Here is a 12,834-nt window from a genome sequence, read left to right as displayed (position 1 = left end):
TTTATACTCAATCACTCATGTAAACATTTTAACATATTTAATGCCCCATGAGACTGTGCTAATATACCAAATTCATTGGAATATAAAATACATTCGATTTTGATTTTACTTCCAGCTCTAAAATTCAAATAGAACACAATCTTTTCTAGTACAATATCCATTGTCTGCTTCAGTAAATGAGCTTCTTTTATGAGATTAAGCGCCTCTTCAGTATTAAGGCAATCAAGTACTTTTCTAGCTAAGTCTGTATCCCCTCCTGCTCTAACCACCTGGGATGCCAAAATCTCCATTCTGGCATCTGCCTCATGGGAATGGGTATTCATAATACCTCCGGCAACCTTTATCAACTTTCCTATATGGCCGGTTATTATCATTCCTTCAAAGCCAAGCTCAATAACTCTATCAACTGTCTCTCCAATAAAATTGGAGCACTTAACGCTAGCTTCCAAATCATAGTCGAAGGTGTCCTTCATAAACTTAAGTCCATAGTTGCCAGGAGTAACCGCAGCGTATTTAAAACCTAAGGCCTTCTTTTGAGAAAGCTCTACATTAATGGTGTCTATAATAGCCTTGTTACTCATAGGCTCCACTATTCCTGTGGTGCCAAGAATTGATATTCCATCTGTTATACCAAGACGAGGGTTAAATGTCTTGCTGGCAAGTTCCACTCCCTCTGGAACGGAAATCACCACATTTAGCTTGCCATTAAAGTCTAGAAGCTTACATACCTCCATAACTTCCTTTTCAATCATCTCTCGTGGGACACTGTTAATAGCTGCATTTCCAACTGGTTGATCAAGTCCTGGCAAAGTAACTCTACCAACTCCCACCCCTCCATCTATAAAAACAGAAGGCTCATTAAATGATTGTTCAAGGGTGTCTTCTGCTATAGAAACAGTGGCAGTCACATGTGCACCTGTTGTAACATCCGGATCGTCTCCTCCATCCTTTATAACAGCGCAAGTAACCTGTCTTTCCTCTCTAATGATGTCAACTATTTTCGCAGCAAACATCACTCCAGCAGGAGTTTCAATTTCTATATTAAGTTTTTCCTGACCGGTCAGAAGCATATAGGCTGCCGCTTTTGCTGCTGCCGCTGAACAGCTTCCAGTTGTAAACCCCTTTCTCATGAAAAGCTCCTATTTATCTATGTTATAAAGTATCGCATTTACGATAGCTGCCGCTATATTGCTACCACCTTTTCTGCCTTTATTAATAATAAAAGGTACATTGGAATTTAAAAATAGTTCCTTTGCTGCCACCACATTTACAAATCCAACAGGAACTCCTATGACAAACTCAGGTGTGAATTTTCCTGATTCCATCATCTCATGAAGTTGGATTAGAGCTGTTGGAGCATTGCCAATTGCAAATATAACTGGTACATCAAGAGCTGCCGCTCTTTCCATAGAAACAGTGGCCCTAGTAACCTGTCTTTCCTTGGCTTCTTTTGCCACATCCTCATCAGCCATAAAACAATGTACCTGACCGCCATACTCAGCCAACTTTTTCTTGTTAATTCCTGAAAGAGCCATATTGGTATCCGTCACAATGTGCGCCCCATTTTTAATAAGCTCCTTAGCTCTTGCTATGGCCCCATCAGAATATGTCATAGTTGATGCATAATCAAAATCTGCACTGGTATGAATGACTCTTTTTGTAATTGGCTCCTGTTCTTCAGGAATGGAAATTCCCATTTTACTAAGCTCTTCCGAAATAATCTCAAAGCTTCGCTTTTCTATTTCTGAAGGAAGAATAAAATCTATTTTCATATTATCCTCATCTGATTAAATTATTTGGTAGGCAAATCAAGAAGATTTCTGATAAGTGACATATCTAGATTCTCTCTAACAATGTCTGCCAGCTTATCATACTCTCCATCCTTAAATGCCTGATAATCAAAAGCGGTATCACCTATACTTACGCCCTTATTTTTTGCCAACTGACTAACAAGCTTAAAGGCGATGTCCTCATTATCAAAAATCCCATGTACATATGTACCAAAGAGATTGTCCTTTTGCAGAAGAATAATCTGTCCTTCGTCATCTCGTTCTACTAGAAGTCCATCATAATCTCTGTCATCAGATACAAAAAGTTCACTGCTTCCATTATGAATCTCATATCCAACAAACTCTTCATTAGATAAACTCTGAAAAACTCCTGTCATATCATCAAAGCAATCCTCAGTCTGACTTCGATGCTTCATAGACTGAAGCTCTGTTTTAATAGGGAACAAATCAAGACCAAGAATATTGTCTATATTCTCATTTTCAATTCCCTCTGGATCTGAAATCTCCTGTCCCATCATCTGGAATCCACCACAGATTCCTATCACAGGTTTGTCCATAGCAAATCTTTTTATTGCCGGTTCAAAACCTGATGTCCTAAGCCAGTTCATATCACCGATAGTGTTTTTACTGCCAGGGATAATTACCATATCTGCCCCTTCAAGGTCCCTTGGATTTGAAGCAAAAGAAACACTCACACCAGGGATACTCTCGAAAGGTGCTACATCTGTAAAATTTGAAATACGTGGTAAACGCACCACGGCAATCTCAACCCTATTTACGTCCTGCCCATAATCAAATTCATTTCCAAGTCTTTCACTAAGGCTATCCTCATCATCTATCATCAGATGAGCGTATGGAATAGTTCCAACAACAGGCACATGTCCTCTCTCCTCAAGCATATCTATTCCTGAATCAAGAAGGCTCTTGTCTCCTCTAAACTTATTTATTATCAAGCCCTTTACTCTAGCCCTCTCATCAGGCTCCAAAAGCTCTAATGTACCTAAAAGCTGAGCAAACACTCCGCCTCTATCAATATCTCCAACAAGGAGAACCGGAGCATCTACAAGCTTTGCCATACCCATATTAACTATATCATCCGACTTTAGATTAATCTCAGCTGGAGAGCCAGCTCCTTCGATTACAATTACATCCGCCCATTCTTCTAATTTATGATAGGCCTGAAGAATGTCAGGAATCAGCTTTTTCTTGTAGGCAAAGTAATCCCTTGCAGACATATTTCCAATGGCCTCGCCATTTACAATCACCTGGCTGCCAATATCATTGGTAGGTTTCAGCAAAATCGGATTCATATAGACACTAGGCTCCACACCGGCGCACTCTGCCTGCATAGCCTGAGCCCTACCAAGTTCCAATCCATCCTTGGTGACAAATGAATTAAGAGCCATATTTTGTGATTTAAAGGGAGCCACCTTAAAACCATCCTGTTTTAAAACTCTACAAAGGCCACCAACCAGCAGGCTTTTGCCTACATTTGACATGGTGCCTTGAATCATAATTACTTTTGACATAATACTCTCTTTAATGAATTAGAATAATCAATCAAACCTGTTGCAAGCATATTACTTTCATCAAGTGACATATGATAAAGTGCAGCAAGATTTTCTCCTGTTAAAATCTCATCTGGTGCACCGATTTTAAATACTTTTCCATCTGACACTGCAACTACTTTATCTGCAACAGCAGGAACAAATTCCAGCTCGTGAATAGACATTAAAACTGCAATGTTTTTCTCCTTTGCAAGATTTTTTATTACAGATAAAATATCTATCTTGAACTGTATATCAAGAAATGAAGTAGGCTCATCAAGAATCAAAATCTCAGGCTCCTGACAAATAGCTCGAGCCAGCATTACTCTCTGCCTTTGGCCATCACTTACCTTGGAGAAATCCTTGTCAGCCACCTCACCTGCTCCAACCAAATCAATTGCTTGTTTTACAATCTCTATATCGTTCTTGGATAAAATCCCAAGTCGACCAGTATAGGGATATCTACCGGTAGATACTACATCAAAGCAACTCATAAGCTCTGGGTGGATTCTTTCAGTAGAAACCATAGAAAGCTTTTTAGCTAAATTATCTTCTGAAATGTCTTCCTCATCCTCGCCCAAAATAACAATCTTGCCATCCATCTTCCTAATCTGTCTTGTAATTGTTTTTAAAACAGTAGATTTACCGGCGCCATTTGGACCTATAAGGGCAACTATTTCTCCAGAATTCACAGTTAGATTAACATTTTCAATTACTGGGCTCTTATAACCCACTACCAAAGATTCTAAATCTATGCTACTAACCATGTGAAACCTCTTTACGTTTAATAAGTAGATAAATAACTATAGGCGACAGGCCTATTGCCGTAACAGCACTGATACTAATCTCTCTCGGTGAAAAAGCACTTCTTGCAATTCCATCACATAAAAGTGTAATTATAGCTCCTCCGAAAAAGCAACCTGGAATCATAACAATTGGCCTTGATGTTTTCAAAATTGTTCTCATAATATGTGGCACTGCTATTCCTACAAAAGAAATAGGCCCAGCAAAAGCTGTAACAGTGGCTGATAGAATGCTAGAAAGTAAAATCAAAAGAATTCGAAGATGCTTTATATTTACTCCCATATTTCTAGCATAGCTCTCTCCTAACTGATAAGCACCAATAGGCTTTGAGAGCACAAATGAAAAAATCAAAGTGACAATCACAATGATTGCGGAAATTGCAACATCTTCCCAACTGATTCCTGAAAAGCTTCCAAGGGACCAGTTGTGAAGGTTCACAATATTTGTATCATCCGCAAATGCGATAATAAATTCTGTAATTGCAGAACAAAGATAACCGATCATAACACCGCAAACTACAAGCAACGACATATTCTTTACCTTGTTGGATAAAAGCATTACTATCCCCATGGCAATCAATGAACCTATGAAGGCCGCAGCTACCATTCCAAGGGCGCTTATATATCTTCCCTGGCTAAGCATGAATACCATAACAAGAGCAACAATGAGTTTGGCCCCTGATGAAATACCTAGCACATAAGGTCCTGCAATTGGATTTCCAAAGAATATTTGAAGTAAAAAGCCTGAAACCGAAAGGGCTCCACCAAGTAGGATAGCTGCAGTTATTCTAGGCAATCTAATAGACACTACTATTCTTCCAAGATGCACATCACCTGGATTTAATAAAGAAACAAATATTTCCTTTAAGGTGATATCTGCACTTCCCCAACCTAGGCAAACAAAGAAAAGCCCTACAAGAAGGATAAACATAACTGCCATTATGGTTATAAACTTTCTACTATTATTCTCCACTATTTTACTCCTTAAGTTTGAAAAGGTGTTGAAGGGAGCCACTCTCCCCAGTTAAAATAATGTGTACATCTTCTATAAATTCTGCCACATCAGAGCTTTGTTGAAAATAGCCTTTAGAAAGGCAATAAACATTTCCGGACTTTACAGCCTTAAAATCCTTAAGAACTTCAGACTTTTTTATAAGCTCATCTATGGATTTAATTTCACCTTCAATTGTACTGTTGTAAATCAATACATCAGCATCAACAGCTTCCACATAAAAATCTTCCATAGTAATTTTCATAGTGGAAAGTGCGTTATCTTCTGAAACTGAAATATTCGCAGGCACATAGCTACCGCCTGCCATCTCTATCATAGATGTGATGTAGTCTCCTGGCTTTCTAATAGAAATCATGCCGTTTGAGTCTATTGAAAAAACTGCCACCTTTAGCCCCGTGCTCTCCACCTCTGAAATAGCTTTTGCCCTTGCCTTCTGCTCTTCAAAAGCTGTATTTGCCTCATCCTCTTTACCGTACAAGAGGCCATAAAGCTTTATCCATTCCAATCGTCCTAAAGGATTAGTCTCATAGCTAGAGCGTTCCACCATAACAGATATTCCAAGACTTTCTAACTTTTCTTTCACTTCTGGATTGTGGTAAATCATGGTATTTTCGATGGCAAAATTACATTTTTCTGATATTAAAAGCTCGTAATCAGGGGCAGAATATTTGCCAGCATAGAGAATATCACCTGAACTCATCTTTTCTTTTGCTTCTTTAATATACCAATCAGCCTCATCTGTTCCTGAAAACCTAATATTATCAAGGCCATCAATGGAAGCCATTAAATCCATAACAGAGGTAGAAACAAGATATGTCTTATCCAAATTTTCAAGTAAGGTAACATTATCAGAAACTCCAGAAGGCTTTTTGCCACTTTCACTAATCATGAAATATTGGCGGCTGCCCTCCTTGCCTATAGTGATGAGAGTATATTTGTCCCCCGCCTCATCCTCATAATAGGAAACTGAATATTCTTTGGCATAATCAAGGGGCATAGATGACACATATTCTAGGTCACCAAGTGTTACCTCTCCTGCATCCTCCACACCGGAATTTGTAGTGATAGCATCAACTATGTGATTAACCTCTGGACTGATAACCGTAATAGTGTACTCAATCTCATGAGGTGTACTCATAGCTGTAGTATCACCGATGACCTTAAATGGCTCATCAAAGTTTTCAAATGGTATGGTAAATACGGAATTCTCACCAACAGCTGCCTCATTGTCATAGCGATTATCATCTACAATCATGTAATCGTAGTTAGGGCTGGACCAAACAAGCTCTACCTTTTTATCTCCTGACTCAATAGTAACATTAGCTGGAGAATTAACTGTAGCCTTGCCGCTTCCTCCCTCAAGATTCACATAACAAGAATAAATACCATCAGAAATCTTGTTTTCAGTTTTAAAAAATATTTGTTTAATAAAAAAGCCGCAGGCTGCTAAGCAAGCCAGCAGCACTGCAGCTTTAAGTATTTTAGTTCGCTTCATATGTAACCTTTACTTTATGATCGTACCATGTGCCCTTTGAACCTAAGAGCGCCACATCATACTCCTCATTTAAAACTGGAACTGGCACATCAAAACCATATACTGTCTCAGTCATTCCATCATCATAGGTGACCTCATCCTCTGTATAGTTAAGCCAGTTAGCCTCATCAGATTCTGCATCTGCAGCAAGACCCACATAAAGATTAATGATGCCTGTTCCTGCAAGAGTGATATGAACTGTTCCAACACCATCCTTAACAGTAAGGGTAGCCTTGTCATCAAGAGTCTCATTAACATGGAACATGCTACTGTCAGTTGTAAACTCAACAGTGTATTCACCATCTTCTAAATCAAGCTTTGCAACTTCTGCGTCTTCAACATCAGCAGGAGCCTCTTCTGGCTCTGCGACTTCTGCCTCAGCCTCTGCAGCTACTTCTGACTCAGCAACAGCTGGCTCCTTAGCCTTATCGCCACAAGCAACTACTGACAACGCCATAGCTGCCACAAGAACTAAACTAAAAATCTTCTTTTTCATTATTAAAAAATCTCCGTAAGTAATATAGATTCATGCAGGCTAAGCCTGCATGAATTTTTATGTCAAAACAATTAAGCTGCTTTAACTCTATTATTTGATTGCATCAGCTGTGTGAGCTACATAAACCTTCTGAACAGCCTCAATCTCACCAAGACCAGCAATCTGGCACTCTACTGACTCAAAGCTGCCATCTGCAAGGAACATTGACTTCCATGAGTCATCCTCATCACCAGCCATATCGTTGTTAGCATGATCGCCAGCAACAACCATAAGTGGGCGGATTACAACCTTTGTATAACCTGCATCCTTTACAGCTGCAATAACATTCTCACAAGCTGTCTCCTCAGGCTCGCCCTCAACTGTACCAATAAATACATTATCATAACCAAGGTCATTCATCTGTGTCTGCATCTGAGAATATGTAACCTTAGCTGTATGGCTTGTACCATGTCCCATGAATACAAATGCAACGCCCTCTTCAGCTGCAGCATCTAAAGAATCATACTCTGTCTCAGAAACTGCTTGGTCAACAACAGCCTTAGCAACTGTTTCCTTATCAGAATTTGTCTCTGCAGCATCTGCACCTACCTCACCAAGAAGTGGCTCAGCAATCTCTACAGAATCAAAGTTATCAGCGTATGCCTCAACTGCCTCTACAAGATCATCATACTCTGCACCATGCATAAGATGTGTAGGCTGAACAACAAGATTCTTAACACCATTTGCAACTGCTCTATCAAGAGCCTGCTCTACGTTATCAATCTTCTCATTGTCACGTGCCTGAATATGATTAATGATAATCTGTGATGTAAAAGCACGACGTACTGACCAATCTGGATTAGCCTCTGCAACAGCCTTCTCAATACCACCGATATCCTGAACACGGCTTGTGTTAAATGAAGTACCAAAACTTACAACAAGAATCTCATTCTCACCAATCTCATCCTGATTTAAAGGATCATCCTGGCTTGCATCACCTGTATCTCTACCAAAGTAATCTGGATCTGCATTCTCACCTTCTACAAGCTCCTTCTGCGCATCTGTAAGGGCATCCCATGCCTCTTTTGCAGCTGCACACTGAGCATCTGTCTCATCTGTACGCTCCTGAACATAAATAGCATCAATAAGCGCTGCACAATTATCTGCTGCCACCTGATCTGCATCCTCCTCAGTTGTCTCTACTACCTCTTCTGTAGCATCCTCATTTGCTGCTGTATCAGCCTTTTGTCCACAAGCTGAAAATGCCATACTTGCACTCATAACAAGTGCTAAGCCCAAAGCTAGTTTCTTCTTCATGTCTTTCATTTCCTCCATTTTCTCGCGGACATATAAATCAAAAGGATCGCATAAAGCGACCCTAATTCACAAAAACATGAATTAAGATTCGAAAGTCCGCAAATCTTTAATTATAAAGAATAGGCAGGTCTCCTGACTTCGATCAACATCCGCTCTCTCTTCCCAATTACTCAGTGACATGAAAGCAGACTCCCTAACACAGTGACGGCTTCGCTCTGGATTCTCACCAGATTCCCTTTTCACCCATGCTCTCCATGGGCACCTAATCCATATGAAACTATTAAATTCAGCAACAACTTAGCACATTTATACCCCTCTGTCAAACCTCCTTCCCCGCCTCCGAGGGCAGGGGGCCAGGGCCTAGCTTTACAGAATTGGATTTGCTGTGAAGCCCAGCGCCATTTAATTATAGCCTCGGAATCCTTTGCCTATGATCTCGCTGCTGTTTGTGATGGCAATAAATGCGCTAGGCTGATTTCTGCGGATAAAATTTTTAAGCTCAACAGCCTGTTGTCTTTTTAATATGGTGAGTACTACGGTCTTTTCCTGGTGGCCGTATGCACCTACAGCCTTGTAGACTGTGGCACCCTTGCCTAGGTCTTTCATGATGAAGTTTACGATAGGCTCTGGGTCGTTACATATAATAGTAAAGTATTTGGCAAGATTAATGTTTTCAATGGTCTCATCAACAACTAGAGACTTGGCAAGAAGGCCTACTAGAGAAAAGAGACCTGTCTCTACGTTGAATACTAGGCATGCACTGATTACGATAAATACGTCAGACATGAATAGCGCTGTACCTATATCTACTTTGGTGTATTTCTTGAGAATCATGGCTACAATATCAGTACCACCTGATGATGCACCAAGATTGAAAAATACTGCAGAGGCAAATGCAGGAAGTGCAATTGCAAACATAAGCTCAAGTACTGGCTGATTTGTAAGAGGTCCATCCATTGGTTGAATATGCTCTAAGATGCTTGGTCCAAAGGATACGAGCAATGTAATATAGGTAGTTTTTACTCCAAAATTCTTGCCAAAAACTACAAATCCTAAGATTAACAGAACAATGTTTATAACCAGGTTAATGTAACCAGGTGTCTGAGGCAAAAGCTCAGACAGCACAATAGAAAGACCACTGACTCCACCAAATGAAAAGTGATTCGGGAATTTAAAGAAGTAAATACCGATTACCATCACGATAGAAGCTATGGTAAACATAATGTATTCGTATATTTGTTGCTTATACTTGTATATCCTATGTATCATACTTTCCTCAACCCTTTTGGATAATGATTTTTAATCTGACCTTTTACGGTCTTACCCCAACCAATAGAATATCCGTCCACTGTAATAAGTGTCCATCCGTCTGACACATCTCCCATTAATAACTGGCCCTTAAGATAGTCCTCGATTTCTTTGCTATCTGAAGAAACATTAAAGCTGCGCTTTACCTCATCAGCTTTTAGTGCAAGTGCCAGAGCATGACTTGGCTCAAATCTGTTTTTCTTGAGAGTGCCGAGAAATAAGCCTCCTCTTAACACATGAAGTCCCTCAAAATCAGGACAACTATCTGGCAGCATGTAAAGTAAGTCGCCAAGAAGTAGCAAATTATCCCGCCATTTGTCCACCAATGTGTCCTTAATAAATATTAAATAGTCATTTAATATTTTATCATTAATTTTCTTAAAGCTAAAGGTCTCTCGTTCAGCTTTACAGTCCTCTGCCCTATTTTCAGGATCAGCTTTTTCAAGTAAAGCCGCATAGTGACCCTCTCCCTCTACCTCATGAGGCCAAAGTCTCTTTTCTTCGATGAGAGTCATATCTGGGTGACGACTAATGAAGGAAGCAACAGCTTCCTCATCCTCCAGCTTCGCAAAAGTGCAGGTACTATAACAGATTCGACCTCCTGGTATAAGCATTTCATAGGCTCTATCCAAAATCTCAGCCTGGCGAGCTGCGCACATCTCAACAGATTCAAGAGACCACTCAGCGCAAGCATCATGATTCTTTCTAAACATGCCCTCTCCTGAACATGGGGCATCGACCATAATCTTATCGAAATACTCTGGGAATTTTGTAGCTAGCTTATCTGGATATTCAGAAGTGACAATGGCATTTCTAATACCAAGTCTTTCCACATTCTCAGATAGAATCTTAGCGCGATTTTTCATTGGCTCGTTGGATACAAGTATTCCCTGTCCATTCAAATAGCCTGCTATCTGGGTGGACTTGCCTCCTGGCGCTGCGCAAAGATCAAGACAAAAATCCCCTGGCTTTGGCGCAAGCATCTCTACTGGAAGCTGAGCCGATGCATCCTGAATATAATAAATTCCGCCATGGTGATAAGGATGTACTCCAGGACGGCTATTTTCATCATCATAGTAATAGCCATTAGGGCTCCACTTAACAGGGCCTGTCAGCATATCCTTAATTTTTTCTATAGCTTTGTCATCTGCCTTAATAGGATTAAATCGAAGGGCTGATATTTTGCTCTTCTCATAAGAACGCAAAAACGCATGGAAGTCAGGACCAAGGTCCTGCTCCATGCGATTAATAAAATCAATTGGTAAAAAAGATGTATCCATTTACATACGCTCCGGTGCATTAAAGCCGAGAAGTTCGATAGCCTTTTCAAGCACACCTCTTGTAAGCCATAAGAGCTTCAAGTAGCTAGCCTTAACAGCTTCATCCTCTTCAGCCAAAATCTTAGTATCATGGTAAAATCTGTTGAAAGCATTTGCTAAATCGTAAATGTAAGCACAAATCTTGTGAGGAGCCATCTCTTCATATGCTGAAGAAAGAGCAGCCATAAACTTAGTAAGTTCGAGCTGAAGGGCTCTCTCTGAATCTGAGTGTGCAGGAAGAATCGCTCCATCGAAGCTGCTTACTCCTGCCTTTGTAAGAATTGACTTACATCTAACAATTGTATAAAGGATATATGGACCTGTATTACCCTCAGCGGATGTAAATCTATCAATATCAAAGATGTAATCCTTTGAAGCCTGGTTAGAAAGGTCGCCATATTTAACAGCTGAAAGACCAACAATAGCTGCTGTCTTCGCAGCATCCTCATCATTCATTGTGCCATTTTCTTTAATCTTCTCAAGCATCTTGTCCTCAACTTCCTGAAGAAGATACTCAAGTCTCATAACGCCACCCTGACGTGTCTTAAATGGCTTACCATCCTTACCATTCATAGTACCAAAACCTACGAAGTAAAGATTAGTAGAATCAGGAACAATACCTGTCTTCTTTGCACATCTAAATACCTGTGTAAAGTAAAGCTCCTGTCTCTTATCTACTACGTATACGATAGAATCTGGATTGTAATCCTTCATTCTCCAAACCATAGTAGCAAGATCTGTTGTATTGTATAGTGAAGCTCCATCTGACTTAAGAATCATACAAGGTGGAACCTCTTTTGTATCAGTCTCTTCCTTAACATCTACAACAAGTGCGCCCTCCGAAATATAAGCGAACCCATCGTCCTTCATCTTCTGAACCATATCAGGAATGTAAGGCTGAGCATCTGACTCACCCTTCCACAAATCAAAGGTAACATCAAGCTTCTCATAATTACGTTTCAAGTCATTAACAGAAACATTAAGGATATGAGATAAAAGCGCCTGATATCCTCTTCTGCCGTGCTGAAGCTCAAAGGTAGCCTTTAATGCAGCCTCCTTATAAGCCTCATCTTCCTTAGACTTACCAGAAGCACATGGATAAATCTCCTCAAGCTCAGAAATAGTAAATGGAGCCTCTGTTGGATACTCGCCATCATAATTCTCATCAAAATATACAAGCTCAGGCTTACGAAGCTTTAACTCCGTAATGATAAGGCCCATCTGAAGACCCCAGTCACCAAGATGCACATCACCGATAACCTCATCACCCATAAAACGAGCTGTACGCTTAATTGACTCACCAATAATAGCTGAACGAAGGTGACCAACATGAAGTGGCTTAGCTACATTTGGTCCGCCATAATCAATCATAACCTTTTTAGGTGAAGAAACTTTGTCTACTCCAAAGCGCTCACTATCATCAGCCATAGCCGAAACGAAATCAGAAATGAATTCATCCGACAAATTCATATTAATAAATCCTGGAGGACATGCCTCACACTTAGAAAACATAGAATTAGCAGAAAGCTTCTCCACTACTTCATTTGCAATAGCAATAGGAGCCTTCTTGTATTCCTTGGCAGCTGCCATAGCACCATTACACTGGAACTGGCAAAGGTCTGGTCTATTGGAAAGCGAAACCATACCGTACTTCTCGTCATAGCCCGCAGCCTTAAAGCCGTCAACTACAACCTCCTTAATCTGCATAAGAATCTCTTTCATCGTATCC

Annotated in this window: 11 protein-coding genes and 1 riboswitch; all 11 genes read right to left on the bottom strand. The window is 40.2% G+C overall.

The window, feature by feature from the left end; translation table 11 throughout:
• Positions 1-11: 11 nt before the first annotated feature.
• The 11 genes from cbiD to argS all read right to left on the bottom strand — a co-directional run bounded on the left by cbiD (position 12) and on the right by argS (position 12,827).
• Positions 12-1,130, bottom strand: coding sequence for a cobalt-precorrin-5B (C(1))-methyltransferase CbiD (gene cbiD / locus BLP50_RS02200; RefSeq protein WP_090150301.1), 1,119 nt, complete (start codon positions 1,128-1,130; stop codon positions 12-14).
• 9 nt (positions 1,131-1,139) lie between these two features.
• On the bottom strand, positions 1,140-1,772 hold the full coding sequence (locus BLP50_RS02195; RefSeq protein WP_090150298.1) for a precorrin-8X methylmutase: 633 nt from the start codon (positions 1,770-1,772) through the stop codon (positions 1,140-1,142).
• Between the two features lie 20 nt (positions 1,773-1,792).
• Entirely contained in the window at positions 1,793-3,319 is a 1,527-nt protein-coding gene (locus tag BLP50_RS02190; protein WP_090150295.1) for a cobyric acid synthase, read from the bottom strand.
• Positions 3,307-4,104: an ABC transporter ATP-binding protein gene (locus BLP50_RS02185; protein ID WP_090150292.1), complete on the bottom strand. Its 798-nt coding sequence runs from the start codon at positions 4,102-4,104 to the stop codon at positions 3,307-3,309. Before BLP50_RS02185 ends, BLP50_RS02190 begins: the two co-directional genes overlap by 13 nt.
• Complete coding sequence (locus BLP50_RS02180; RefSeq protein ID WP_090150946.1) at positions 4,097-5,080, bottom strand: FecCD family ABC transporter permease; 984 nt, start codon at positions 5,078-5,080, stop codon at positions 4,097-4,099. The genes BLP50_RS02185 and BLP50_RS02180 overlap by 8 nt, the downstream gene beginning before the upstream one ends.
• Before the next feature lie 37 nt (positions 5,081-5,117).
• Complete coding sequence (locus tag BLP50_RS02175; protein WP_090150289.1) at positions 5,118-6,647, bottom strand: ABC transporter substrate-binding protein; 1,530 nt, start codon at positions 6,645-6,647, stop codon at positions 5,118-5,120.
• Positions 6,634-7,182: a hypothetical protein gene (locus tag BLP50_RS02170; protein ID WP_090150286.1), complete on the bottom strand. Its 549-nt coding sequence runs from the start codon at positions 7,180-7,182 to the stop codon at positions 6,634-6,636. The genes BLP50_RS02175 and BLP50_RS02170 overlap by 14 nt, the downstream gene beginning before the upstream one ends.
• Positions 7,183-7,272: 90 nt before the next feature.
• Positions 7,273-8,478 carry a sirohydrochlorin cobaltochelatase gene (locus tag BLP50_RS02165; RefSeq protein WP_090150284.1) on the bottom strand — a complete coding sequence of 402 codons (1,206 nt, stop codon included), beginning with the start codon at positions 8,476-8,478 and terminating at the stop codon, positions 7,273-7,275.
• Positions 8,479-8,583: 105 nt separating this feature from the next.
• Positions 8,584-8,759: riboswitch (cobalamin riboswitch) on the bottom strand.
• Between the two features lie 121 nt (positions 8,760-8,880).
• Entirely contained in the window at positions 8,881-9,747 is an 867-nt protein-coding gene (locus tag BLP50_RS02160; RefSeq protein WP_090150281.1) for a YitT family protein, read from the bottom strand.
• Entirely contained in the window at positions 9,744-11,066 is a 1,323-nt protein-coding gene (locus BLP50_RS02155) for an RsmB/NOP family class I SAM-dependent RNA methyltransferase (RefSeq protein WP_090150278.1), read from the bottom strand. The genes BLP50_RS02160 and BLP50_RS02155 overlap by 4 nt, the downstream gene beginning before the upstream one ends.
• A complete protein-coding gene (argS, locus tag BLP50_RS02150) occupies positions 11,067-12,827 on the bottom strand; it encodes an arginine--tRNA ligase (RefSeq protein WP_090150275.1) in 1,761 nt (586 codons plus the stop codon).
• Positions 12,828-12,834: the final 7 nt, after the last annotated feature.

The organism is Pseudobutyrivibrio sp. AR14 (assembly GCF_900101325.1).
Classification (GTDB): Bacteria; Bacillota; Clostridia; order Lachnospirales; family Lachnospiraceae; genus Pseudobutyrivibrio.
This window is presented reverse-complemented; position numbering and strand designations above follow the sequence as displayed.